Genomic DNA, 23,105 nt, shown 5'->3' with positions numbered 1-23,105 from the left:
GTGCGAACGGCACGCTGCGTGGCGGATCGGCACCTGTTCAGCGTACGACGGCCTGCGCAGCGGGCCTTGGCGACGGACCTAGGGTGGGCCCGAGATAGCCGGCCCATGGCAGCTGCGTTACAGTCCCGCCATCGCCGCAGAAGCGGCATGTCCCGACCGCCCCAGACGCCCGATCCCGATGAGCCCGATTTCCTCCGACCTGAGCTTCAGCGCCGCCCGCCTCGAGCGGCTGGACGGGCAGGTCGGCCTGGACGATCTGCGGCGGCAGGGCCCCGACGGCCAGGGACCACTCGGGGACGCGGCACTCGAAGGTGCCCCGCGCGGGCCGCAGGCCGATCCGGGCGAGGATGTGCTCAACGCGACGGCCTGGGACGGCATCCCCGCAGGCATGCGCCAGCTGGCCGGCGATTCGGCATTCGAGCACCGTCTGTCCGCCCTGGACCTGTCGTCTGCAGCCGACCAGGGCGCGGACGCGATCCTCGACGCCCTGGTCTGACCCAGGCCCACCGGCGCCGCGCCCGTGGGCTAGAGTGCGGCGCTCGCATCCCGACGTGCCGCCATGACCGCCGCGCCTTCCGCGACTTCCCTGCGCGCTGCCGCCGACCGCCTGGTGTCGGCGCTGGCGGCCCATGCCGACCCGGAATACCGACTCACCGTGCTCAAGCGGCTGGTCCGCAGGCTCGGCGAGGACCGGTATCCGGTATTCCTGCGCCTGCTCGGCGTGGTGGCCGAAAGTGACGACCCCCGTGCGCAACGCCTGCTCGCCGATACGTTCGGCACGGCGCTGCGGCGCATGGACCTGCCGGGGGGCGCGCTGAGTTCGTGGGGTGCGACGCGCTTGCCCGACGCCGCCGGCCCGCTCGATGCAAGCGCCTTCGCGTCCGGCCAGTTCTTCGGCGGTTCGCCGCGGCGCATGCTCGGGCCGGTGGAATACCTGACGGTGTGGCATCTCCAGCGCACCCAGCGCACGGCGCTGTCGGCCGACACCTTCCGTACCAGCCTCGCTCGGATGATCGCGCTGCTCAACCAGAGCGAGGATGCGCGGACGCTGTATCCGCAGAAACTCGCGGTGGACGCGCAGAACGAACTCGAGGGCGCCTACACCCGGGCCACCCGCGAGCGCCTGGCCGCGATCGCCGCCGCCTGGAAGGCGGGCCGCACGCCCGACGCCATCGCCCAGGCCGCGCTCGATGCCGGCGCGGGGGATGCACCGCGTGGCTGGGTGCTGCGCGACCTCTGAGCGCTTGTCCCGCGCGGATCGGCCATGCAGGATGACCGGTCGCACACCTCGGGGACCTTCCATGCAGCCGCAGGCCGCACCGGGCGCCATCGGCGCCGCATCCGGCTGGCGCTTCGCCGCCGCGTTGCCGCTGCTGCTGTGGCTGGGCGCCTGTCAGCGCGAAGTGGCGAGCGATGCGGCGCCGCCCACGGGGGGCGAGACGCCGGTGGCGGCGGTCACCGGCCTGACCACCCATCTGCGCAACGGGGACCTGGCCGCATTCGCCCGGGATGCGGTCCCCGCGTCGCTGGCGGGTCCGCTGGACCAGGCCTGGCGCGATGGGCGTTCACGCTGGCCCCTGACCGAGCTGCCGTTGTCGGGCCAGGTGCCCGCCGCATTGGCCGCGCTGTCGGCGCCGCAGGCCGAACGCAGCCTGCTCCAGGCCTTCCATCGCCAGTTCGCCGGCGCGGACCGCGAACTGCGCTCGGCCGCGATCGCGCTCGGCGTCTTCGCCACCCAGTACCTCGAGCACGACGGCGCGTTCAGCGCGGCCGAACGCGCCCATTACACCCAGCTGGTGGCGGCGACGAGCGACTGGGCCGCGCAGGCGCCGCTCTCGGATCGCGACCGCGCCCGGCAGCTGATCGCCGGCCTGGTGGCGGCGGCCCGCGCCAGCGGCATCGACAGCGACGCGACGCTCGGGCGCGCGGGGATGACGGACGGCCTGGCCGCGCTCTCGCCGCTGTTCACCGCGGTCAAGGGCGAACTCGCCGCCTATGGCCTGGATCTCGATCTCGCCTTCGACAGCGCCACCGTGTCACTGGTCGAGCAGACCGGGGACCGGGCGCGCGTGCGCCTGCAATACACGCTGGCCGGGCGCCCGGTCGACGCGGTGCTCGAGGTGGAGCGCCTTGGCGGCCGCTGGTACGTGTCCGACTTCCTGCGCCACGCACGCAGCGCCGTTGCGGCGGACACGCCGGCCGGCGCGGCGGTTGCGCACTGAAGCGGGCCGGGCGGGCTGCGCCCGCTTGGGCATAATGCCGGCGATGCCCGACCAACCTTCCCTGCAGTTTCCCGGTGGCCAGGACCCGCGCAGCGGCGCCGACCGCCCGGCCGCCACACCCGCGCCGACGGCGCCGGTGAACGACGACGCGACGACGGGCGGGCTCCCGCATGTCGACGCGGCCGACGTGCCCGTCCAGGCGACGGCCGACGTGTCCGCCGGAGCCGGACATGCAGAGACGGCCGTCGAGGCCCCGGCGTTCCATGCGCCGGTGGCCCTGGCCGCGTCGCGCCCGCGTCCACCACGCACGCCGTGGTGGGCCGGCCTGCTCGGCCGCCTGATGCGGCCGTGGATCGGCCTGAAGGTGGAGCCCCAGCTGCCCGAAACGCTGGTCGACCATCGCCCCGTCTGTTACGTGCTCGAGGATTACGGCCTGTCGAACGCGCTGATCCTCGATCGCGCCTGCCGTGAGGCCGGCCTGCCGTCGCCGCTGCAGCCGCTGCCCGGCGATCCGCTGGGGCGCAAGCGCGCCTATGTCGCCCTGTCGCGCCGCAATGCCGGCAGCGCGCTGGCGCTGGCCACCGGCAAGGCACCGCCGAAGTCGACCCATTCCGAATCGCTGGCGCGCCTGCTGGAAGCGCACCGCGCCGATCCCGCGCTCGACGTGCAGGTCATGCCGGTGTCGATCTTCGTCGGCCGCTCGCCGGACAAGAACAACGGCTGGTTCTCGGTGCTGTTTTCCGAGAACTGGGCGATCGTCGGTCGCTTCCGCCGGCTGCTGTCGATCCTGCTCAACGGACGCGACACCCTCGTGCGCTTCGCCGAACCCGTCGCGGTCCGGCCGCTGCTGGCCGAAGACCTCGGCGCCGAGCGCACGGTGCGCAAACTCTCGCGGGTGCTGCGCACGCATTTCAACCGGGTGCGCGAAGCGATCATCGGACCGGATCTGTCGACCCGCCGCCTGCTGGTGGACAAGGTGCTGGCCTCGCCGTCGGTCAAGGAGGCCATCGCCGACCAGGCCCGGCGCGACGGCACCCGGCCCGAGGACGCGTGGAAGAAGGCCCACGCCTATGCCTACGAGATCGCCGCCGACTATTCGCATCCGGTGGTACGCTCGGCGAGCTTCCTGCTGACCACGGTGTGGAACCGGATCTTCCGCGGCGTGCTGGTGCATCACCTGGATCGGTTCAAGGAAGCTGCGCCCGGGCACGAGATCGTCTACGTGCCCAGCCACCGCAGCCACATGGACTACCTGCTGCTGTCCTACCTGCTGTACGGCCGCGGCATCGTGCCGCCGCACATCTTCGCCGGCGTCAATCTCAACCTGCCGGTCATCGGCACGCTGCTGCGCAAGGGCGGCGCGTTCTTCGCCCGCCGCAGCTTCCGTGGCAATGCGCTGTATTCGGCGGTGTTCTCCGAGTACATGGCGCAGCTGGTCGGCGGTGGCTATTCGATCGAGTACTTCATCGAGGGCGGCCGTTCGCGCACCGGGCGCCTGCTGCCGCCCAAGGGCGGCGCGCTGGTAATGACGCTGCGCGCGCACCTGCGCGAGCCGCGCAAGCCGGTGCTGTTCCAGCCGGTCTACATCGGCTACGAAAAGCTGATGGAGGGCGGCAGCTATCTCGACGAACTCTCGGGCAAGGCCAAGAAGAAGGAATCGATCTGGCAGCTGTTGTGGAGCATCCCCAAGGTGCTGCGCAGCAACTACGGGCAAGTGGTGGTGAACTTCGGCGAGCCGATCCGGCTCAACGACATCCTCGCCGAGACCGCTCCCGACTGGAACGGCGCGCCCGTGTCCGAGGACGACAAGCCGGCCTGGCTCGCCAACACCGTCGACGTGCTGGCGCAGCGCATCCACGTCAACATCAATCGCGCCGCCGACGTGAACCCGATCAATCTGCTGGCGATGGCCCTGCTGTCGACGCCCAAACACGCGATGGGCGAGGCCGACCTTTTGGCGCAGATCGCGCTGTCGAAGCAGATGCTGGTCGAGGTGCCGTATTCCGATCGGGTGACCGTGACCCCGCACACCCCGGCCGAGATCGTCGCCCACGGCGAGGAAATCGGCGTGCTGGAGCGCGTGACGCATCCGCTGGGCGATGTGCTCCGGGTCGACGACGAGCAGGCGGTGCTGCTCACCTACTACCGCAACAACGTATTGCACCTGCATACCGCCTCGGCGTGGATCGCGTGCTGCTTCCTGCACAACCGGCGCATGAACCGGCAGACGGTGCTGCGGATCGGCCGCACGATGTATCCCTTCCTGCAGGCCGAGCTGTTCCTTCCGTGGAACGAGGACGGGTTCGCCGAGCGCATCGAACGCACGTTCGAAGTCTTCGTGCGCGAGGGGCTGCTGGAACTGGCCAGCTCCGACGACGGCGAGGTATTCGCGCGCAATGCCGGCCAGACCGACGAGGTGTTCCGCCTGCGCGCGTTGAGCCATCCGCTGCAGCAGGCGTTCGAACGCTACTACATCGCGATTTCGGTGCTCGCCAAGAACGGCCCGGGCACGCTCGGCGCCGGTGAGCTGGAGGGCCTGTGCCAGCTGGCCGCGCAGCGCCTCTCGCTGCTGTACGCGCCGGCGGCGCCGGAGTTCTTCGACAAGTCGCTGTTCCGCGGGTTCATCCAGAAGCTGCGCGAGCTGGGCCTGGTCAAGCTCGACGGCAACAGCAAGCTGGTGTTCGACGAGCGCCTGGCCGTGCTGGCCAAGGATGCGAAGGTGATTCTGGGCCGCGAGTTGCGCCACTCCATCGAGAAGGTCAGCCCCGAAGCGGTCCGCACGGTGCCGCCGGTGATCGCCGAGGACTGAGGACGCCGGTCAGGCCGGCTCGTCCGGGATCAACGACGACTCCAGCCGGGCGATCGCGTCCTTGAGCTGCAGCTTGCGCTTCTTCATGCGCTTGATCGCGAGTTCCTCGCCGACCCGGTCCCCGTGCAGGCGTGCGATCTCGTCGTCGAGGTCGCGATGCTCGCGGCGCAGCCGCCGCAGTTGCCCGCCGACGCTGTCGTCCGATGCGCTGTCGTCGGTGGGGGCGGCGGCCATCGGGCGAGCTTAACCGACGGGTGCGTCCCACCGTCTTGGCGCCGCAGCCGAGGCCTGCAAGAATGCGTCCGCGCCAGCCGGGGACTGGCGCGCCGCGATCCGCTCGCGCGCAGACTCCGCGGGCCCCGCCGCATCCCTCAAGGACGTCCCGATGCGTATTCCTCCGTTCCATCTCTCCGGCGCGCTCGTCGCGCTGGCCCTGCTGTCGGCGCCGCTCGCCGCGACCGCGCAGGAGAAGTACGACGGCTTCCTGTGCTGCAACATGCGCAGCGACGGCAGCTGGATCAGCGACAGCAACTATTCGGAAAACGGCAAGCGCGTGATCCCGGTGGGCACGCCGGTCAGCGTCACCGGATATGGTCGTCACCGGGTCAACGTGCGCATCGACGGCGCGCGCCAGGCCATCGGCAACGACTACAGCCGCGACATCGCCCTGGCCGACTTCGCCCGGCGCTACGTGGTGAACGAGGACCCGGCGGCGAAGATCGCCGGCTACCCGGCCAAGATCCAGGAGGCGATCAAGCGCGCCAAGATCACCACCGGCATGACCCGTGAGCAGGTGCTGATGGCCCTGGGCTACCCGATCAGCAGCGAGAACCCGGATCTCGGCGCGAACCTGTGGCGCTACTGGATGAGCAGCTTCGCCGAGTTCCAGGTGCAGTTCGACGCCAACGGACGGGTCAGCGGCGTCACCACCGATCCCAACACGCGCAATCTGGTCTGGGCGGACTGACCCCGCGCCGACCGGTCTCCACGGGCGCCGCGAGGCGCCCGTGTCGTATCCGGGTGCCGCCAGGCGCAGCCCCGGTCGAGCAACCGGTCGCGCCCGGGCAAGCCGCTGTGCGTCGGTGCGCGGCGCAGGCCCTGCGACGGGAGGCCCGGTAAACTAGCGCGGATGAGCACCGTTCTACCCCTTCACGAACCCCTGCCCCGCGCCCGCCCGGCGCGCGATGCCGAAAAGCTGGCGACGCGGCTGCGCCACCAGATGGGCCGCGCGATCGCCGATTTCGGCATGATCGAGGACGGTGACAAGGTGATGGTGTGCCTGTCCGGCGGCAAGGACAGCTACACGATGCTCGACATCCTGCTGCAGCTGCAGAAGAAGGCGCCGGTGTCGTTCTCGATCACCGCGGTCAACCTCGACCAGAAGCAGCCCGGCTTCCCCGAACACATCCTGCCGGCGTATCTGCAATCGCTCGGCGTGGACTTCCACATCATCGAGCAGGACACCTATTCGGTCGTCAGCCGGGTGATCCCAGAAGGCAAGACGATGTGCTCGCTGTGCTCGCGGCTGCGCCGCGGTGCGCTGTACACCTGGGCCGAGGCCAACGGCATCACCAAGATCGCGCTCGGCCACCACCGCGACGACCTGGTCGCGACGTTCTTCCTCAACCTGTTCTTCCACGCCAAGCTCAGCGGCATGCCGCCGAAGCTGCGCAGCGACGACGGCAAGCACGTCGTGATCCGGCCGCTGGCCTACGCGGCCGAGGACGACATCGCCGCGTACGCGCAGGCGAAGGCGTTCCCGATCATTCCCTGCAACCTGTGCGGATCGCAGGAGAACCTGCAGCGCAAGCAGGTCAAGAAGATGCTCGATGCCTGGGAGCGCGAGACGCCCGGTCGCATTGAGACCATCGCGCGCGCACTCGGCGACATCCGTCCCTCGCAGCTCAGCGATCCCAAACTGTTCGACTTCCTCGGCCTCGGCGGCGGCATCGCCGCGATGCCCGCGGCCGGTGTCACCCTGCCTGTCTGGCACGAGGACAACGCGCCGGCACAGGCGCCGTGACCACCGCCTGACGTGCCCGCGACGCGCTGCGTCGCCTATCGACTTTCCGGCGACCGCGTGCCATTGGCCGCGTCCGCTCCCACTTCCATTGGATCCCGACCCCGATGTTCTTCCGCAACCTGACCCTGTTCCGCTTCCCCACCGCTCTCGACCTGTCGGAACTTGACGCGCGTCTGGCCGAGTTCCCGCTCAAGCCGGTGGGCCCGCTCGAGATGTCCTCGCGCGGCTTCGTCTCGCCGATCGCCCGCGACGGCGAGGCGATGACGCACCGGATCGAGGACGCGATCTGGCTCACCGTCGGCGGTGAGGAGAAGATCCTGCCCGGGCCGGTGGTCAACGAACTGCTGGCACGCCGCATCGAGGAGTTCGAGGACAAGCAGGGCCGCAAGCCCGGCGGCAAGCTGCGCAAGCAGATGAAGGACGACCTGCTGCAGGAGCTCATGCCGCGCGCGTTCGTCAAGCCGGTGCGCAGCGACGCGCTGATCGATACCGAACACGGCGTGGTCGTGGTCAATACCTCCAGCCGCAAGAGCGCCGAGAACGTGGTGTCGGAGATCCGCACCGCGCTGGGCAGCTTCCCGGCCCTGCCGCTCAATGCCGAGGTCTCGCCGCGCGCGGTGATGACCGGCTGGATCGCCAGCGAACCGCTGCCCGACGGCCTGACGCTGGGCGAGGAATGCGAGCTCAAGGATCCGTCCGACCAGGGCGCGATCGTGCGCTGCCAGCGTCAGGACCTGCAGTGCGAGGAGATCACCCGCCACCTCGATGCCGGCAAGCAGGTGACCAAGCTCGCGCTCAACCTCGACGACCACGTGTCCTTCGTGCTCGGCGAGGATCTGATCATCCGCAAGTTCAAGCTGCTCGACGGCGCACTGGATTCGCTCGAGCACACCGACAACGACGACATGCGCGCCGAGCTCGATGCCTGCTTCGCGCTGATGCGCGGCGAGTTCAAGCGCCTGTTCACGGCGCTCGAAGGCGCGCTGAAGCTCTCCAAGGCGGATTGAGGCGCGCACGCGCGTCAGCGAGGCCGGACGGCCCGTGCGGCGTCCACGGCACAGCGCGCGAACGACGGCGCCGGCATCGCGCATGCGCATACAATCCGTGCATGCCGTCCCTGTCGCGCCTGTTGTCGTCGTCCACGAAGTCCCCCTCGATCCAGCGCGAGACGGTGCGCGTCCGGCTCGACGACGGTCGTGATGTCGAGGTCCTGCGCGTACGCGACCCGCGCGCGCGGCGCATCCGCCTGAGCGTCAGCGAACGCGGCGCGCGATTGACGCTGCCGTTGCGTGCGAGCCTGGTCTCGGGCGAGGCCTTCCTGCGCGAGCATCGCGACTGGCTGGCGGCGCAGCTGGCCGAGCACGGCGAGGCGCAACCGCTGCGGCGTGAGACCACCACCCATCTGCCACTCCGCGGCGGGTCGTCTCCGGTGCTCTGGACGCTCGGGCGTTATACGTGTCTGCGCCAGTGCGACGACGGCAGGCTGCAGTTCACCACGCCCGCCCAGGCCGGGCCGGCGGCGCTGCGACGCGGGCTGCGCGAGTTCTACGAGGCGCAGGCACGGGCCGACATCGCACGCTGGATGCCCGCCTACCTGGCGGGCCTGCCGCGCACACCGTCACGGGTGCGGCTCAAGGTGATGTCGTCGCAATGGGGCTCACTGGCGCCCGACGGCACGCTCACGCTGGATCTCGCGCTGGTGCTGGGTGCGCCCTCGGCATTCGAATACGTGCTGGTGCACGAGCTCTGCCACCTGATCCACGCCGACCATTCGCGCGCGTTCTGGCGCGAGGTGGAGGCACGCTGTCCGGACTGGCGCGATGCGCGCGACTACTTCCGCGACCACGGCCGCCGGCTCAAGGGCGATCTGCACGCACTGTTGACCGGCTGATCCGCGGTCCCGCGTCAGCTCGCCGGGTCGAGGAACGTCCCGATCGCGGCCGCGACCTCGCGCGGCTGCTCCATGTGCAGGTGATGGCCGCCGGTGATGACCACGAGGTCGCCGTCGGGCAACAGGCGCGCGCGCCGGCTGCGGTCGGGCTCGGGCAGGTAGACCTGGGGCGGATCGGCATAGATCACCCGCGTCGGACATTCGATGCCGGCGACCAGTGCGTCGACCTGGGCACCGGTCATGCGCACCGCGGTGGGCACGGTCAGGCGCGGATCGCTGCACCACACGTAGCCGCCGTCGACCTGGCGCACGCCGCGCTCGACCAGCAGGCGCGCGGACGCTTCCGACAGCGCGTTGACGCGCATGCGCGCACGCACCGGCGCATCGAGATCGGGAAACACCCGCAGCGCGCGCTGCGGCAGGCCGCGTGCCGATTCGACCGCGTCGCGCAGGCGCGGCACCGTCTGCTCCACGGTTTCCGGCAGGGCGCCGAGCGCCTCGATCGCGACGAAGCGCTCGATCCGCGTCGGGACCGCCGCCGCGACCAGGCTGGCGATGCCGGCGCCCATGGAGTGCCCGAGCAGCGCGAAGCGCTCCCAGCCGAGCGCATCGGCCACATCGAGCACCTGGTGTACCGCGCCGACGAAGGTGTAGTCGGTTCCTGCCGGCATGTGCGCGCTGTGCCCGTGGCCGGGCAGGTCCGGCGCGACCAGATCGAGCCCCGGCAGGCACGCGGCCAGCGGCGCGAAGCTCGCCGCATTGTCGAGCCAGCCGTGGAGCGCCAGTACGCGGCGCCCACCGGCTGCACCGAAGCGCAGGCCGTGCACGCGCCCGATGCCGATGCCGACGTCGAACGGCGTTCCCGCCGCCGCTGCGCTCATGCCCGCTCGGCCAGGTCGCGCCGCACCAGCGCCGCCAGGGCCTGCGCGTGCGCCGGCGCGTCGTTGAGGCAGGGAATGTAGCGAAGCCTCCGGCCTCCGTGCTCGTGGAAGATTTCCGCGTTCTGCAGCGCGATCTCCTCGAGCGTCTCCAGACAGTCCACCGCGAAGCCGGGGCAGACGACGTCGATGTCGCGCACCCCCTCGCCGCCCAGGGCCTTGAGCGTCTCGTCGGTGTACGGCTGCAGCCAGGGCTCGCGACCGAAGCGGGACTGGAAGGTCAGCAGCGCCTCGTCCTCGTGGAGTCCCAGCGCACGCACGATCGCGTCGCATCCCGCCCAGCACTGCAGCGGGTAGGGATCGCCCGCATCGGCCAGACGCTGCGGAATGCCGTGGAAGGAGAACAGCAGGCGTTCGCCCCGACCGTGCACGTCCCAGTGCGCGCGGATCGAATCGGCGACCGCCTCCACCCAGTCCGGGTCGACGTGGTAGTCGTCGCGCATGCGCGCAACGCCGCTGTCGCCGAAGACCGCCGTGACCACGTCGCCGACCGAGGCCGTGGTGGTCGTCGAATACTGCGGATACAGCGGAAGCACCTGCACCCGCGGATGTCCGGCGTCGCGCAATTGCTGCAGCACGGTGCGCAGCGACGGATTGCCGTAGCGCATGGCGTGGACCACGCGCGCCTCCGGCATCTCGCGCTGCACCGCGTCGGCGAGGCGCGCGGTATGCACCGCCAGCGGCGAGCCGCCGTCCATCCACACCCCGGCATACAGCTTCGCCACGCGCGGCGAGCGGAACGGCAGGATCACGAAGTGCAGGATCGGGCACCACAGCCAGCGGGTCAGCGCGACCACGCGATGGTCGTGCAGGAACTCGGCGAGGTAGCGGCGCACCGCCTTGGGCGTGGGCGCGTCGGGCGTGCCGAGGTTGACCAGCACGACGGCGGGCTGGAGCGGGGAGGCGGGCGTGTTCATGCGCATAGGATGGCAGGCGGCGCGGGCCAGCGGCAGGCCGGCGGCCGCGGGCAGAACTCACCCTCGATTCATTCGGCCGTCACTAGCCTGAACTCCGCCCGATTTTCCGCCCCGACCCGCGGCCACGCCGCCTGGAGCCTGCATGACCCCGATCCTCCGCCACCGTTCGCTGCTGGCCCTCGCGCTGGGTCTTTCGCTCGCCGCCGGTGCAGCCGTCGCCGGACCCCGCGAGGATGCGCGGGCCCAGAATGCCGTGCGCGTCCTGGGCGAGATCCAGGCGATCCCCGAATCCGGCATTCCCGACAAGCTGCTCGACGAAGCCCGCGCGATCATCGTCATTCCCGACACGGTCAAGGCCGGACTGATCATCGGCGGCCGCCGCGGCCACGGTCTGATGTCGGTGCGCACTGCCGACGGCACCTGGTCGAATCCGGCATTCGTGCGCATCACCGGCGGCAGCATCGGCTTCCAGGCCGGCGTGCAGTCCTCCGATGTGGTGCTGGTGTTCCGCAACGAGCGGAGCCTGGAGTCGATCGTCAACGGCAAGTTCACCCTCGGCGCCGATGCGGGCGTGGCCGCCGGCCCGGTCGGCCGCAATGCCGCCGCGCTCACCGACGGCCAGCTCAAGGCCGAGATCTGGTCCTGGTCGCGGGCGCGTGGCCTGTTCGCAGGCGTGGCACTGGACGGCGCCGTGCTGCAGATCGATGACGAGGCCAACAGCGCCGTCTACGGCAGCACGACGACGCCGCGCGCGATCCTCGAGAACCGTCCGGGCCAGGCCCCGTCGAGCGCGATCGTGGATTTCCGCGACCGCCTCGAGGAGGCCAGCGCCACCGCGCGGGTGGCCCGCGGCGGCGCGGCGGTACCCACGACGCGTGCGCCGCAGGGCGCCCCGGCGATCCGCGACGTCCCACAGGCGACCACGATGCCCGTGCAACAGGGCGACCCGCGTCCGCAGCCGTTTGAGAACGTCGACGACCAGCCGGCCCAGGTCGAGCCGCTGCCGGAGTGGTGATCGACGCGCACTCGTGACCGGCCCGCGCGGCCGGTTGCGGTATCCTCGCCGTCCACCTCTTCCCCGGTATCTGCCATGGGCAGTTTCAGCATCTGGCATTGGCTCATCGTCCTGCTCGTCGTCCTGCTGGTGTTCGGCACCAAGCGGCTGCGCGGCGCGGGTCGCGATCTCGGCGAGGCGGTCAAGGGCTTCAAGAAGGGCATGCACGACGAGGAGACGCCCGAGCGTCTCGACGACCGCTCCAAGGATCCGGCCTCGGCCGACCGCGCGCGCCACGACGACAACGTTTCGCGCTGACGCGCGCGTGCGGGCGTCGGAATGTTCGGGATAAGCACCGGCGAGCTGCTGATCCTGGCGTTGATCGCGCTGGTGGTGCTGGGCCCGGAGCGCCTGCCCAAGGCGGCGCGGTTCGCCGGGGTCTGGGTGCGCCGCGCGCGCACGCAGTGGTATTCGGTGAAGTCGGAACTCGAGCGTGAGCTGGCCGCCGAGGATCTCAAGCGCAGCATGCGCGAGGCGCAGCGTTCGATCGCCGATGTCGGCACCCAGCTGCGGGATGCCGGTGCGCGGGTGGTCGACGGCGTCGACGAGGCCCGCCGCGGAGCCGACACGCTGATCGACGAGGCCCGGCGCATGCCCGGCGATCCGGCCGAGGCGTCGCCGCCGGCGGCGTTGCCCGAAGGTGCGATCGCGGCCGATCCGACCACGCCGCCGGTCCACGGGCCTGCCGCGACGGCCGACATTCCTCACGCCACGGTCCGGGACGGCAGCGATGGCCCTGCTCGCTGAGGACGACACCGGCGAGGGCAGCCTGATCGATCATCTGATCGAGCTGCGCACCCGCCTGATGCGCGGCCTGGCCGGTACGGGCATCGTGCTCCTGTGTCTGCTGCCGTTCGCCAATACGCTCTACGGCCTGCTGGCACAGCCCCTGCTCGACAAGCTGCCCGAGGGCGCCCATCTGATCGCGATCGAGGTCGCGTCGCCTTTCTTCGCGCCGCTGAAGCTGGCGTTCTTCACCGCGCTGGTGGCGACGATGCCGTGGCTGCTGTACCAGGCCTGGGCGTTCGTCGCGCCCGGCCTGTACAAGCGCGAGAAGCGACTGGCGCTGCCGCTGCTGGCCTCGGCGGTGGCGCTGTTCTACATCGGCTGCGCGTTCGCGTTCTTCTTCGTGCTGCCGTCGGTGTTCCGCTTCCTCACCCTGGTCACGCCCGACGGCGTGGCGATGATGACCGACATCAACGCCTACCTCGACTTCGTGCTGGTGATCTTCCTCGCCTTCGGCCTGAGCTTCGAGCTGCCGGTGGCGCTGGTGATCCTGGTGCTGCTCGGGTGGGTGACCACCGACCAGCTGCGCGAGGCGCGCGGCTACGCGATCGTCGGCGTATTCGTGCTCGCGGCGATCATCACCCCGCCCGACGTGATCTCGCAGCTGATGCTCGCGCTGCCGATGTGCCTGCTATACGAGGCGGGCATCCTGGCGGCGCGCCTGCTGGCCCCGCGCCCGGCTCCGCTGCGCGACGAACAGGCATGAGCGCGCGCGGCATGCCCGTGCCGGCGCCGCTGGCGCTGCGCTATGCGGCCTGGTCGCTGGATGCGGCCGTGATCGCCCTGCTCGTGATCGCGCTGCTGCACGGGTTTCTGGGACGCGCCCTCGCGGCCTGCCGGAATGCGCTCGATGCCCTGACGACCGCGATGGCCGGCACGCTGCCGGCGGCAGTGGAGGCAGGCGGCTCGCCGCTCGTCCTGGTCCAGATCTGGCTCGGCGACGGCGCGCTGCACGCCGCCGCGCTGGCGCTCGCGGGCAGCGTGACCGGCCTCGTGGCACTGCCGACGCTCGTCTTCGCGCTGCTCTCCCTGCCCTGGTTCGCCGCGTTCGAAGGCAGCGCGCGTCAGGCGACGCCGGGCAAGCGCCTGCTTGGCCTGCGCGTGATCGACGACGACGGCATGGCGCCGGGACCTGCCCGCGCGGCCTTGCGCCAGGCGGCCGGCGCACTCTCGTGGCTCAGTCTCAACATCGGCCACGCGCTCGCCGGCATGCCGCCGCGCCACCAGGCCCTGCACGACCGCATCGCCGGTACGCGTGTGGTGCGGATCGATGCGCGTCCGGTCCCGCTCCTCGCGCGAATGTGGCTGGCCCTGCAGCTGCCGGCGGCATTCCTGCTCCTGGCGCTGCTGATGCGCGCGGTGGACCGCAGCCTAGGCGCCGCGATGGACGCCGCGCTGCTCGGCTGAGCGCAGCGCGCGCCGGTCAGAGTTCGATCTGGCCGGACATGGGGGGCGTGCCCGCCTCGTCGCCAGGGGGGGCGCAGATGTCGCGCCACATCGCGTACATCACACCGAACATCACGATGTAGAGCACCAGCAGCAGTGCCAGATACAGCGGCAGCAGCAACACGCCGGCCAATGCCGGATGCACCAGGCTCGCGACCACCGTGATCATCACGACCAGGATGCCGAACACCAGCATCAGGGCGAACACGCCGGCCATCGCGATCGCCGCGACCACCATCACCGGTAGCACGTTGCGCAGCGCGCCGACCAGACCGTCTCGCAGCGCCGCGGTGACCCGGCGTCCGCCCAGGGCCACCTGGCCCAGGCCGATGGCGTAGACGGTGGCGTAGTAGATGCCGAACATCAGGCCGAGTGCCATCAGCAGGCCGATCCCTGCGGGCGGCATGGGCAGCTCCGGCGGCGTCGCCGGCGACGCGCCCGCGTTGCCCATTTCCTGGGAGAGCGTCATCACTTCGAGATACCACTCGGGTACGCCTTCGCCGAACAGGCTGACCAGCGCATAGAAGGTGAGGATGTAGAGCGCGCCCATCAGCACGCCGAAGCCGACCAGACGCCCGGCGCCGCCCTCGGCCGAGAAGGTGCGGAACACGTCGGCCGCGCGCGCCGGCCGGCCGCGTTCGACCGCGTCGATCACCCGCAGCACGCCGCCGATCAGCAAGGGATAGACCAGGATCGACACCAGCGAGGTCGCACCGATGACCGCGAGCTGGGTCTGGGCGTCGAAGCCGAACGCGGTCTGCATCACCACCTGGACCAGACTGGGCAGCAGCGCCAGCAGCGAGACGATCGCGATCGCGCCGTACACCGCGCGGGGATTGCCGCGGCCCACGTTGACCGCCTGCACCAGCCACGTCCAGCCATGGCCGGCCCCTACGTTCCGAATCGTCATCCCAGAGTTCCAGTCAAGTGCGCACGGACCACGCGCCGCGCGGGCGTCATCGTACTGCACGGCGAATCCGCGCGGGAACGAACGGCGCTCCGGACATGCAGGACCACGCCGCGCTCCCGGGCGCCACCCTGATCCTCAGTCGCGCGGCAGCGCCTCGGCCACACGCACGAAGCGCTGCAGCACCGCCCGGGCCTCGGGCGCGGCGCGTACGCCGGCCACCAGCGCCACGGGGTCGAGGCCTTCCTGGTACAGCGGGCCCGAACGGCCGCGAATGTAGCCGCGCATGTGGGTGGTGCTGAATTCGGGGTGGAACTGCACACCCCAGGCCCGATCGCCCCAGCGGAAGGCGTGATTGGGCTCGAGCGCCGAGCGCGCGAGTACGGTGGCACCCGCGGGTGGGCGCAGCACGCTCTGCAGATGGGTGGTCTGGGCGATGAAGCCCGCGCCCGACGGCGCGAACAGCGCATCGTCCGCAGCTTCGGGCGTGGTCTCGATCTCGAAGCTGCCCATTTCGCGGCCGCAGGGGTTGTCGCCGACCTCGCCCCCCAGCGCATGCGCGAGCAGCTGGTGGCCGTAGCAGATGCCGAACACCGGCGCGCCGGCCCGCGCGGCCCCGCCGAGCCAGACCGCGCTGCGCTCGCTCCAGTCCAGACGATCGGTGACCATGGCACCGGAGCCGGTGACGATGATGCCCGCGTAGTCCCCGGCCGCGGGCAACACGCCGCCGCGCTCGACGTCCACCACCTCCACCGCGCGCTCGCCCAGCCCGGCCGCCACCCGGATCCAGTGCGGAAATCCGCCGTAGCGCCGCATTGACGGCAGCGGCTGGCCGGTTTCGACGATCAGGAACGGGCGGGGGTGCGGCATGGGCGACTGCGCTGATGGAACGGGACGCCGAGTATCGACGGTTCCGGCCTGGCGTGGGCGCCGCCGAGGGCCGGTGCCGGGCCGCCAGCGTCGCAGGGGCGATGCCGGTGTCTCCACGGCATGGGCCTGCCGCGCGTCCGGCGAAGCGCATGCGATGCCGGTCGGGCATGCAGGCCGCCGTGTCGCGTCACTCGCGCGGCGGCAGCACCGTCATCACCTCTTCCACCGTGGTGACGCCCTGGGCCACCTTTTCGGCGCCGGCCATGCGCAACGTGCGCAGGCCGCCCTCGACCGCGGTGCGCGAGAATCCGGCCAGATCCATGTCCGGCTGGATGCGCGACCGCAGGCCCGGGGTCAACGGCATCAGCTCGTAGATACCGACGCGACCGAAATACCCGGTGTTGCGGCACTCGAGGCAACCCACCGGGCCGCAGGCGGTGACCGGCGGCGGCAGGTCGCTGCCGGGGCCCACCAGTGCACGCCAGCCTTCCGGATCCACGGGCCTGGGCTGCTTGCAGTGCGTGCACAGCATGCGCACCAGACGCTGGGCGAGGACGCCGTTGAGCGTCGACGCGATCAGGTAATGCGGCAGGCCGAGATCGAGCAGCCGGGTAATGGCGGCCGGGGCATCGTTGGTGTGCAGCGTCGACAGCACCAGATGGCCGGTCAGCGAGGCCTGCACCGCCATCTGCGCGGTGTCGAGGTCGCGGATCTCGCCGATCATGATGATGTCCGGGTCCTGACGCAGCAGCGTGCGCACGCCCTGGGCGAAGGTCAGGTCGATCGCGGTGTGCACCTGCATCTGGTTGAGCTCGACCGCCACCATTTCGATCGGGTCTTCGACCGTGCACACGTTGACGTCGTCGGAGGCGAGCTTCTTCAGCGTCGAATACAGCGTCGTCGTCTTGCCCGAGCCGGTCGGGCCGGTGACCAGCACGATGCCGTGCGGGCGCTGCACCAGGTCGTTCCACGCCGCCGCCTCACCGGCGTCGAAGCCGAGCTGCTCGATCGGCTTGAACGCGGTGTCCGGATCGAAGATACGCATGACGACCTTCTCGCCGAAGGCGGTCGGCATCGTCGACAGGCGCATCTCGACCTCGCGCCCGCCCGGCGAGCGGGTCTTGATGCGGCCGTCCTGCGGCCGCCGGCGCTCGGCCAGATCCATGCGGCCCAGCACCTTGATGCGGCTCACCGCCGCGGTCATCACCGGCGGCGGCATCTCGAACACCTTGTGCAGCACGCCGTCGATGCGGAAGCGCACGCGGCCGATGTCGCGGCGCGGTTCGAGATGGATGTCGGACGCGCGCTGCTCGTAGGCGTACTGCAGCAGCCAGTCGACGACGTTGACGATGTGGTGGTCGTCGGCGTTGACGTCGCCCGAGCGGCCGAGCTCGACCAGCTGTTCGAACGACGGCGCCTCGGTGGTGCCGTCGCGCATGTCCTTGGCGCCGCGCACCGAGCGCGTGACGCCGAAGAACTCCATCGTGTAGCGGTGCAGATCCAGCGGATTGGTGACGACCAGATCGATCTCGCGCCGCAGCAGGCGCTGGATATCGGGCAGCCATTCCAGCGCCATCGGCTCGCTGGTGGCGATGCGTGCATGGGTGGGGGTCACGTCCACCGGCAGGATGCGATGCCGCCGCGCGTAGGCGTGGGAGACGAGATCGGTGACGTCGGCGACCGCGATCTTGGTCGGGTCGATGCGCAGGTAGGAATGGCCGCTGGCCCGCGCCAGCCATTCGGTCAGGGTTTCCAGTCCCAGATCGGTACCGGGGCGCAGCGCGGACGGCAGCTTCAGATTGGCCAGCAGCACCAGCGGATGCACCGCATCGAGGCCGCGTGTGGCACGACCGCCGACGCGCGCGCGCTCGGCGTCGATCTGCGAGAGCAGGCCGTCGGTCACCAGCGCATCGATCACCTGCAACAGGCCCAGACGCCCCGGCGACAACCGCGACGGCGTGCCCGCTGGCCGGTGCGCGGGGACTGACGACGACGCGCGCGGTTCGTTCAAGCCGGCTTCTCCATGTCGGGCGCAGCGCGCTGCGCGGCGGGGGGCATCGCGTGGACCGCTATACTAGCGCGCCGCCGCAGACGCGCTTTTTCCGATGACCGGACCGACGTTCCAGCAGCTGATCCAGACGCTCAACGCCTACTGGGCGAAGCAGGGCTGCGTGCTGATCCAGCCGCTCGACCTCGAGGTCGGCGCGGGCACCTTCCACCCGGCGACCTTCCTGCGCGCGCTCGGCCCCGAGCCGTGGAATGCGGCCTACGTGCAGCCCTGCCGCCGCCCGACCGACGGCCGCTACGGCGACAACCCCAACCGCCTGCAGCGCTACTACCAGTACCAGGTGGCGATGAAGCCGAACCCCGACAACATCGTCGAACTGTATTTCGACTCGTTGAAGGAACTCGGCATCGACCCCGAGGTGCACGACCTGCGCCTGGTCGAGGACAACTGGGAATCGCCGACGCTCGGCGCCTGGGGCCTGGGCTGGGAAGTCTGGCTCAACGGCATGGAGGTCACGCAGTTCACGTACTTCCAGCAGGCCGGTGGCCTGGAGTGCAAGCCGGTGCTCGGCGAGATCACTTACGGTCTCGAACGCCTGTGCATGTACCTGCAGAACGTCGACAACGTGTTCGACATCGTCTGGACCCACGGCCCCGACGGCACGCCAGTGACCTACCGCGACGTCTACCACCAGAACGAGGTGGAGCAGAGCGCGTACAACTTCGAACACGCCGATGTCGCCGAGCTGTTCCATCGTTTCGATGCCTGTGAGACCGAGGCGCTGAAGCTGGTCGAGCTGGGCCTTCCGCTGCCGGCCTATGAGCAGGTGTGCAAGGCAAGCCACAGCTTCAATCTGCTCGACGCGCGCCGCGCGATCAGCGTGACCGAGCGCCAGCGCTACATCCTGCGCGTGCGCACGCTGGCCCAGGCAGTGGCGAACGCCTATGCCGCGCAGCGCGAGGCGCTGGGGTTTCCGGGGCTCAAGCGCGCCGGTGAAGCGGCATGACCGAGACGCTGGGCGGGTTCGTCATCCTCCTGTTCACCGCGCCCGCCGCGTTCGCGTTCTTCGCCGCGTACTGGGCCCAGCAGACACGGCGCAATCCCTGGCTCTGGTTCTTCTTCGGACTGATCCTGATGCCCGTCGCCGGCGTCGTGCTGCTGATGCTCAACGGCGAACGCGGACGCCGCGACATCCCGACTGGCGAGGACCTCGGCCAGCATCTTTCGATCCGGAACGACCTGCCATGACCGCCTCACTGCCCCTGCTGATCGAACTCGGCACCGAAGAACTGCCGGTCAAGGCCCTGCCCGGTCTGGCGCAGGCGTTGTTCGACGGCGTGCTCGCGGCGCTCGACAAGCGCGGCGTCGCCGTCGACCGCGGCGAGGCGAAGCCGCTGTACACGCCGCGCCGCCTCGCGGTGCTGCTGCCGGGCGTGGCGACCGAACAGCCCGAACAGCGTTCGGAAGTGCTGGGCCCGTATCTCAACATCGCGCTCGATGCCGACGGCAATCCGACGAAGGCGCTGCAGGGCTTCGCCGCGAAGGCCGGCATCGAGTGGACCGCGCTCGAGAAGACCCGTGACGCCAAGGGCGAGCGCTTCGTGCATCGCGCGGTGACGCCGGGCGCGACGACCGCGGCGCTGCTGCCGGACGTGCTGCGCGAGGCGATCGCGGCGATGCCGATCCCGAAGCCGATGCGCTGGGGCGCGCATGCCTATGCGTTCGCACGGCCGGTGCACTGGCTGGTGCTGCTGCACGGTGAGGGCGTCGTCGACGCCGAGCTGTTCGGCGTGCGCAGCGGCCGCACGAGCCGCGGCCATCGGTTCATGCACGACCGCGCCGTCGAGATCGCCGCGCCGGGCGACTACGTCGACGCCATGCGCGGCGCGAAGGTGCTGGTCGACGCCGACGCGCGGCGCGCGGCGATCGTCACCGCCGTCGAAGGCGCGGCGCGCCACGCGGGCGGCGATGCGCGCATCGAGAGCGACAATCTCGAACAGGTGAACTGCCTGGTCGAATGGCCCAGCGCGATCGCCTGCGCCTTCGAGGCCGAGTTCCTCGCCGTGCCGCAGGAGGCGTTGATCGCCACCATGGAGGCGAACCAGAAATTCTTCCCCGTGCTGCGCGATGGCCGGCTCACCGAGCACTTCATCGCGATCGCCAACATCGAATCCAAGGATCCGGCCGAGGTCGCCAAGGGCTACGAACGCGTGATCCGTCCGCGCTTCGCCGACGCCAAATTCTTCTTCGACGAGGACCTCAAGCAGGGCCTGTCGGCGATGAACGACGGGCTGAAGACCGTGACCTACCAGGCCAAGCTGGGCAGCGTCGCCGACAAGGCCACGCGCGTCGCTGCGCTCGCCGAAATCATCGCGCCGCAGGTCGGTGTGGATGCCACTCTCGCGAAGCGCGCCGCATTGCTGTCGAAGGCCGATCTGCAGTCGCGCATGGTCAACGAGTTTCCGGAGCTGCAGGGCATCGCCGGGCGTTACTACGCGAAGCACGACGTGGCGCTGGCCGGCCTGTCCGACGACGAGCGCACATCGCTGGCGAACGCACTCGACGAGGCCTGGCAGCCGCGCTTCGCCGGCGACGACATCGCGCTGTCGCCGCTGGGCAAGGTGCTGGCGATCGCCGAGCGCCTCGACACCCTGGCCGGCGGTTTCGCGGCGGGCCTCAAGCCGACCGGCAACAAGGATGCATTCGCGCTGCGGCGCAATGCGCTCGGCTTGGCGCGGACGTTGATCGAGAGTGGGTTCGATCTGGATCTGCAGGCACTGCTGGCCAGCGCGATCGACCGCGTCGGCGCACTGCCCACGGGCAAGGACGGCGCGAGCGCGTTCGCTGACCGCGGCGAACTCTACGACTTCATCCTCGACCGCCTGAAGGGCTACTACGCCGACAAGGGCGCGACCGTGCAGCAGTTCAACGCCGTCGCCGCGCTGCGGCCGAAGTCGCTGTACGACCTCGACCGCCGCATCGACGCCATCGGCACCTTCGCCGCACTGCCCGAAGCCGCAGCGCTCGCCGCCGCCGACAAGCGCATCCGCAACATCCTGCGCAAGGCCGACATCGAGATCCCGGCCACCGTCGATCCGGCGCTGCTGCGCGAGCCGGCCGAGGCCGCGCTGGCCGAAGCCGTGGAGGTGGTGCATGCCGAGACCGGTCACGCCCTCGCGCACGGCGATTACGTGTCGGCGCTGACCCATCTGGCGCGGCTGCGGCCGCAGGTGGATGCGTTCTTCGACGGCGTGATGGTGAATGCCGACGATCCGGACCTGCGCCGTAACCGTCTGGCATTGCTCGAGCAGCTGGCGGAGCGCCTCGGCAGCGTGGCGGCGATCGAGCACCTGTCGAGCTGACACCCCACATCGCGCGTGTGCGCGATGCCGTTAATCGAGTCTTGACGCGACTTGGGTATCCTCCCGCGATGCCTCGTCTTCCCGTGTTGTTCGCTGCCGCCGCGCTCCTGTTCACGTCGGCCGCGGTGCAGGCGGCGCGGGTGGAGCGTGTCGAGATCATCGGTCTCGACGAGGAGATGACCGAGAACGTGCGGGTCTCGCTGGCGCTCTACGATGCGATCGGAAACGAGGTGTCGGGGCGCCGGCTGGCCTATCTGCTGCGCGAAGCCGAGCGGCAGACGCGCGAGGCACTGGAGCCGTTCGGCTACTACTCGCCGACCATCGACATCGAACGCAACGGCGAGTCGACGGCGGTGGCGGTGCGCGTTGTGGTGGACCCGGGCCAGCCGGTACGCGTCCGCAACCGGGACATCGCGATCATCGGCGCCGGGGCGCAGGACCGCTATCTGGCCCGCGACGTGGCCAACTTCGTCCCCGGCGAGGGCGCCGTGTTCAGTCACGCCGACTACGACGCGAGCCGCAACGGCCTGAGCCGGCGCCTGGCCGAGCGCGGGTATTTCGACGCCGAATTCGCCTCGCGCCGGGTCGAGGTCACGCGCGCCGACTACGCCGCCGACATCGACCTGGTCTGGACCAGCGGCGAGCGCTACAACATGGGCCCCACCACCTTCGAGCAGACGCCCGAACCGGTGGTCAACGACAGTCTGCTCGAACGCATGGTGTACTGGCAGGAAGGCAGCTACTACCACCAGGGACGCCTGGACCGGTTGCGCACCTCGCTCGCGCGTCTGGACTACTTCGCCAACATCGACATCCAGCCGCAGGTCGACCAGGCCAATGCCGAGCGCGAGGTGCCGGTGCAGGTCACCTTGACCCCGGCCAAGCGCAGCATCTACACCTCGGGCGTGAGTTACGGCACCGACAGCGGCGCCGGTATCCGGCTTGGGGTGGAGCGGCGCTACGTGAACATGCGCGGGCACAAGGCCCTGGCCCAGGTGGACTACGCCCAGCGGCGCAAGACGGCCACGTTGCAATACCGGGTGCCGGCCTTCGCCTGGCGCGACGGCTGGTACACCGCCAGCCTGCAGTTCGCCGACGAGCAGACCGACTACGTCGACAGCCGCCGCGCCGAGCTGGTCGGCAGCCGCAACGGACAGTACAACGAGTTCCTCAACCTGGTGGCTTCGGTGCACGTGCTGCGCGAGCGCTGGCTGTTCCGGGAGATCGCCAATGGCGACAGCGATCCGGACACCGCGCCGGTCCTGCAGCGCTACCGCTTCGCGACCTTCGCGTATCCCTCGCTGCGCGCGGAATACGTCGACGTCGACGACCGGCTGTTTCCGCGTGCCGGCATCGGCGGCTCGCTGATGCTGCGCGGGGGCGTGGAAGGCGTCGGCTCGGAGGCCTCGTTCGCCCAGTTGCACGCGCGCGCCAGCTGGTTCCGCGGTATCGGTGAAGCCAACCGCCTGATCGTGCGGGGCGAAATCGGCCATACGTTCACCGAGGCGCTGGTGGACATGCCGCCGAGCCTGCGTTTCTACGCCGGCGGCGACCGCAGCATCCGCGGCTACCAGTTCCGCGAGGTCAGCCCGCGCATCGACACCGAGGCCGGGCGCTATTCGGTGGGTGCGCAAAACCTGGTGACCGCCAGCGTGGAGTTCGAGCGCTACTTCACTCCGACCATCGGCGCCGCGGTGTTCGTCGACAGCGGTGACGCCTTCGACGGTTCCTCGCCGAACTGGCGCACCGGCGTCGGCATCGGCGCGCGTTACCGCTCGCCCGTCGGCCCGTTGCGGCTCGATATCGCGCGCGGCCTGGACAACCCCGACTCCTCGTTCACGATCGGCCTGTCGATCGGCGCGGAGTTCTGAG

23 protein-coding genes are annotated in these 23,105 nt (G+C 70.3%); 17 read left to right on the top strand and 6 right to left on the bottom strand.

The genetic code is table 11. From position 1 onward, the window contains the following. Positions 1-178 precede the first annotated feature (178 nt). From H0E82_RS04810 to plsB, 4 genes are all read left to right on the top strand, one after another. Entirely contained in the window at positions 179-496 is a 318-nt protein-coding gene (locus H0E82_RS04810) for a hypothetical protein (protein ID WP_180544302.1), read from the top strand. A 63-nt stretch (positions 497-559) separates the two neighbouring features. Then, entirely contained in the window at positions 560-1,240 is a 681-nt protein-coding gene (locus tag H0E82_RS04805) for a hypothetical protein (RefSeq protein WP_180544301.1), read from the top strand. Positions 1,241-1,301: 61 nt separating this feature from the next. Then, a complete protein-coding gene (locus H0E82_RS04800; protein ID WP_180544300.1) occupies positions 1,302-2,222 on the top strand; it encodes a hypothetical protein in 921 nt (306 codons plus the stop codon). Positions 2,223-2,256: 34 nt separating this feature from the next. Next, entirely contained in the window at positions 2,257-5,031 is a 2,775-nt protein-coding gene (gene plsB, locus H0E82_RS04795) for a glycerol-3-phosphate 1-O-acyltransferase PlsB (RefSeq protein ID WP_180544299.1), read from the top strand. Positions 5,032-5,040: 9 nt separating this feature from the next. Here the strand turns inward: plsB and H0E82_RS04790 are convergent, their stop codons facing one another. Further along, on the bottom strand, positions 5,041-5,265 hold the full coding sequence (locus tag H0E82_RS04790; RefSeq protein WP_180544298.1) for a YdcH family protein: 225 nt from the start codon (positions 5,263-5,265) through the stop codon (positions 5,041-5,043). A gap of 151 nt (positions 5,266-5,416) precedes the next feature. On the opposite strand from H0E82_RS04790, the gene bamE reads away from it, so the two are divergent. From bamE to H0E82_RS04770, 4 genes are all read left to right on the top strand, one after another. Then, positions 5,417-5,998 carry an outer membrane protein assembly factor BamE domain-containing protein gene (bamE, locus tag H0E82_RS04785; protein ID WP_180544297.1) on the top strand — a complete coding sequence of 194 codons (582 nt, stop codon included), beginning with the start codon at positions 5,417-5,419 and terminating at the stop codon, positions 5,996-5,998. A 162-nt stretch (positions 5,999-6,160) separates the two neighbouring features. Continuing rightward, positions 6,161-7,054 (top strand): tRNA 2-thiocytidine(32) synthetase TtcA, encoded by an 894-nt coding sequence (gene ttcA / locus H0E82_RS04780; protein WP_180544296.1) that lies wholly within the window; start codon positions 6,161-6,163, stop codon positions 7,052-7,054. Positions 7,055-7,158: 104 nt separating this feature from the next. Further along, positions 7,159-8,061: a recombination-associated protein RdgC gene (locus H0E82_RS04775; protein WP_180544295.1), complete on the top strand. Its 903-nt coding sequence runs from the start codon at positions 7,159-7,161 to the stop codon at positions 8,059-8,061. A gap of 101 nt (positions 8,062-8,162) precedes the next feature. Then, on the top strand, positions 8,163-8,945 hold the full coding sequence (locus H0E82_RS04770; RefSeq protein WP_180544294.1) for a M48 family metallopeptidase: 783 nt from the start codon (positions 8,163-8,165) through the stop codon (positions 8,943-8,945). A 14-nt stretch (positions 8,946-8,959) separates the two neighbouring features. Here H0E82_RS04770 and H0E82_RS04765 read toward each other — a convergent pair whose 3' ends face one another. Then, positions 8,960-9,826: an alpha/beta fold hydrolase gene (locus tag H0E82_RS04765; RefSeq protein ID WP_180544293.1), complete on the bottom strand. Its 867-nt coding sequence runs from the start codon at positions 9,824-9,826 to the stop codon at positions 8,960-8,962. After that, complete coding sequence (hemH, locus tag H0E82_RS04760; RefSeq protein ID WP_180544292.1) at positions 9,823-10,800, bottom strand: ferrochelatase; 978 nt, start codon at positions 10,798-10,800, stop codon at positions 9,823-9,825. The genes H0E82_RS04765 and hemH overlap by 4 nt, the downstream gene beginning before the upstream one ends. A gap of 142 nt (positions 10,801-10,942) precedes the next feature. On the opposite strand from hemH, the gene H0E82_RS04755 reads away from it, so the two are divergent. The 5 genes from H0E82_RS04755 (at position 10,943) to H0E82_RS04735 (ending at position 14,047) form a co-directional block, all read left to right on the top strand. Further along, on the top strand, positions 10,943-11,815 hold the full coding sequence (locus H0E82_RS04755) for a lipid-binding SYLF domain-containing protein (RefSeq protein WP_180544291.1): 873 nt from the start codon (positions 10,943-10,945) through the stop codon (positions 11,813-11,815). A 75-nt stretch (positions 11,816-11,890) separates the two neighbouring features. After that, positions 11,891-12,112, top strand: a complete 222-nt coding sequence (tatA, locus tag H0E82_RS04750; protein WP_180544290.1) for a Sec-independent protein translocase subunit TatA — start codon at positions 11,891-11,893, stop codon at positions 12,110-12,112. 21 nt (positions 12,113-12,133) lie between these two features. Further along, a complete protein-coding gene (tatB, locus tag H0E82_RS04745; RefSeq protein WP_180544289.1) occupies positions 12,134-12,601 on the top strand; it encodes a Sec-independent protein translocase protein TatB in 468 nt (155 codons plus the stop codon). Further along, a complete protein-coding gene (gene tatC, locus H0E82_RS04740) occupies positions 12,585-13,346 on the top strand; it encodes a twin-arginine translocase subunit TatC (RefSeq protein ID WP_180544288.1) in 762 nt (253 codons plus the stop codon). Before tatB ends, tatC begins: the two co-directional genes overlap by 17 nt. Then, positions 13,343-14,047: an RDD family protein gene (locus H0E82_RS04735; RefSeq protein ID WP_180544287.1), complete on the top strand. Its 705-nt coding sequence runs from the start codon at positions 13,343-13,345 to the stop codon at positions 14,045-14,047. The genes tatC and H0E82_RS04735 overlap by 4 nt, the downstream gene beginning before the upstream one ends. A 16-nt stretch (positions 14,048-14,063) precedes the next feature. Here the strand turns inward: H0E82_RS04735 and H0E82_RS04730 are convergent, their stop codons facing one another. The 3 genes from H0E82_RS04730 to H0E82_RS04720 form a co-directional block, all read right to left on the bottom strand. Continuing rightward, complete coding sequence (locus tag H0E82_RS04730; protein WP_180544286.1) at positions 14,064-14,996, bottom strand: hypothetical protein; 933 nt, start codon at positions 14,994-14,996, stop codon at positions 14,064-14,066. Positions 14,997-15,131: 135 nt separating this feature from the next. Beyond that, complete coding sequence (locus tag H0E82_RS04725) at positions 15,132-15,863, bottom strand: glutamine amidotransferase (RefSeq protein WP_180544285.1); 732 nt, start codon at positions 15,861-15,863, stop codon at positions 15,132-15,134. A gap of 187 nt (positions 15,864-16,050) precedes the next feature. Further along, entirely contained in the window at positions 16,051-17,874 is a 1,824-nt protein-coding gene (locus H0E82_RS04720; RefSeq protein ID WP_425600314.1) for a GspE/PulE family protein, read from the bottom strand. A gap of 94 nt (positions 17,875-17,968) precedes the next feature. Between H0E82_RS04720 and glyQ the strand changes: the two genes are divergently transcribed. From glyQ to H0E82_RS04700, 4 genes are all read left to right on the top strand, one after another. After that, on the top strand, positions 17,969-18,877 hold the full coding sequence (glyQ, locus tag H0E82_RS04715) for a glycine--tRNA ligase subunit alpha (RefSeq protein WP_180544284.1): 909 nt from the start codon (positions 17,969-17,971) through the stop codon (positions 18,875-18,877). Continuing rightward, positions 18,874-19,119, top strand: a complete 246-nt coding sequence (locus H0E82_RS04710) for a hypothetical protein (protein WP_180544283.1) — start codon at positions 18,874-18,876, stop codon at positions 19,117-19,119. Before glyQ ends, H0E82_RS04710 begins: the two co-directional genes overlap by 4 nt. Next, positions 19,116-21,233: a glycine--tRNA ligase subunit beta gene (glyS, locus tag H0E82_RS04705; RefSeq protein WP_180544282.1), complete on the top strand. Its 2,118-nt coding sequence runs from the start codon at positions 19,116-19,118 to the stop codon at positions 21,231-21,233. Before H0E82_RS04710 ends, glyS begins: the two co-directional genes overlap by 4 nt. Before the next feature lie 68 nt (positions 21,234-21,301). After that, on the top strand, positions 21,302-23,104 hold the full coding sequence (locus H0E82_RS04700; protein ID WP_180544281.1) for an autotransporter assembly complex protein TamA: 1,803 nt from the start codon (positions 21,302-21,304) through the stop codon (positions 23,102-23,104). Position 23,105 lies beyond the last annotated feature (1 nt).

The organism is Luteimonas deserti (assembly GCF_013425765.1).
GTDB lineage: Bacteria > Pseudomonadota > Gammaproteobacteria > Xanthomonadales > Xanthomonadaceae > Luteimonas > Luteimonas deserti.
This window is presented reverse-complemented; position numbering and strand designations above follow the sequence as displayed.

Excerpts from the sequence above, each read along its gene's own strand:
- plsB (WP_180544299.1), top strand. The coding sequence starts at position 2,257 with ATGCCGGCGATGCCCGACCAACCTTCCCTGCAGTTTCCCGGTGGCCAG.
- tatB (WP_180544289.1), top strand. The coding sequence starts at position 12,134 with ATGTTCGGGATAAGCACCGGCGAGCTGCTGATCCTGGCGTTGATCGCG.
- H0E82_RS04765 (WP_180544293.1), bottom strand. The coding sequence starts at position 9,826 with ATGAGCGCAGCGGCGGCGGGAACGCCGTTCGACGTCGGCATCGGCATC.
- bamE (WP_180544297.1), top strand. The coding sequence starts at position 5,417 with ATGCGTATTCCTCCGTTCCATCTCTCCGGCGCGCTCGTCGCGCTGGCC.
- H0E82_RS04710 (WP_180544283.1), top strand. The coding sequence starts at position 18,874 with ATGACCGAGACGCTGGGCGGGTTCGTCATCCTCCTGTTCACCGCGCCC.
- H0E82_RS04790 (WP_180544298.1), bottom strand. The coding sequence starts at position 5,265 with ATGGCCGCCGCCCCCACCGACGACAGCGCATCGGACGACAGCGTCGGC.
- H0E82_RS04735 (WP_180544287.1), top strand. The coding sequence starts at position 13,343 with ATGAGCGCGCGCGGCATGCCCGTGCCGGCGCCGCTGGCGCTGCGCTAT.
- H0E82_RS04775 (WP_180544295.1), top strand. The coding sequence starts at position 7,159 with ATGTTCTTCCGCAACCTGACCCTGTTCCGCTTCCCCACCGCTCTCGAC.
- glyS (WP_180544282.1), top strand. The coding sequence starts at position 19,116 with ATGACCGCCTCACTGCCCCTGCTGATCGAACTCGGCACCGAAGAACTG.
- H0E82_RS04800 (WP_180544300.1), top strand. The coding sequence starts at position 1,302 with ATGCAGCCGCAGGCCGCACCGGGCGCCATCGGCGCCGCATCCGGCTGG.
- H0E82_RS04770 (WP_180544294.1), top strand. The coding sequence starts at position 8,163 with ATGCCGTCCCTGTCGCGCCTGTTGTCGTCGTCCACGAAGTCCCCCTCG.
- H0E82_RS04810 (WP_180544302.1), top strand. The coding sequence starts at position 179 with ATGAGCCCGATTTCCTCCGACCTGAGCTTCAGCGCCGCCCGCCTCGAG.
- H0E82_RS04805 (WP_180544301.1), top strand. The coding sequence starts at position 560 with ATGACCGCCGCGCCTTCCGCGACTTCCCTGCGCGCTGCCGCCGACCGC.
- H0E82_RS04730 (WP_180544286.1), bottom strand. The coding sequence starts at position 14,996 with ATGACGATTCGGAACGTAGGGGCCGGCCATGGCTGGACGTGGCTGGTG.
- tatC (WP_180544288.1), top strand. The coding sequence starts at position 12,585 with ATGGCCCTGCTCGCTGAGGACGACACCGGCGAGGGCAGCCTGATCGAT.
- H0E82_RS04755 (WP_180544291.1), top strand. The coding sequence starts at position 10,943 with ATGACCCCGATCCTCCGCCACCGTTCGCTGCTGGCCCTCGCGCTGGGT.
- tatA (WP_180544290.1), top strand. The coding sequence starts at position 11,891 with ATGGGCAGTTTCAGCATCTGGCATTGGCTCATCGTCCTGCTCGTCGTC.
- ttcA (WP_180544296.1), top strand. The coding sequence starts at position 6,161 with ATGAGCACCGTTCTACCCCTTCACGAACCCCTGCCCCGCGCCCGCCCG.
- H0E82_RS04700 (WP_180544281.1), top strand. The coding sequence starts at position 21,302 with ATGCCTCGTCTTCCCGTGTTGTTCGCTGCCGCCGCGCTCCTGTTCACG.
- H0E82_RS04725 (WP_180544285.1), bottom strand. The coding sequence starts at position 15,863 with ATGCCGCACCCCCGCCCGTTCCTGATCGTCGAAACCGGCCAGCCGCTG.
- glyQ (WP_180544284.1), top strand. The coding sequence starts at position 17,969 with ATGACCGGACCGACGTTCCAGCAGCTGATCCAGACGCTCAACGCCTAC.
- hemH (WP_180544292.1), bottom strand. The coding sequence starts at position 10,800 with ATGAACACGCCCGCCTCCCCGCTCCAGCCCGCCGTCGTGCTGGTCAAC.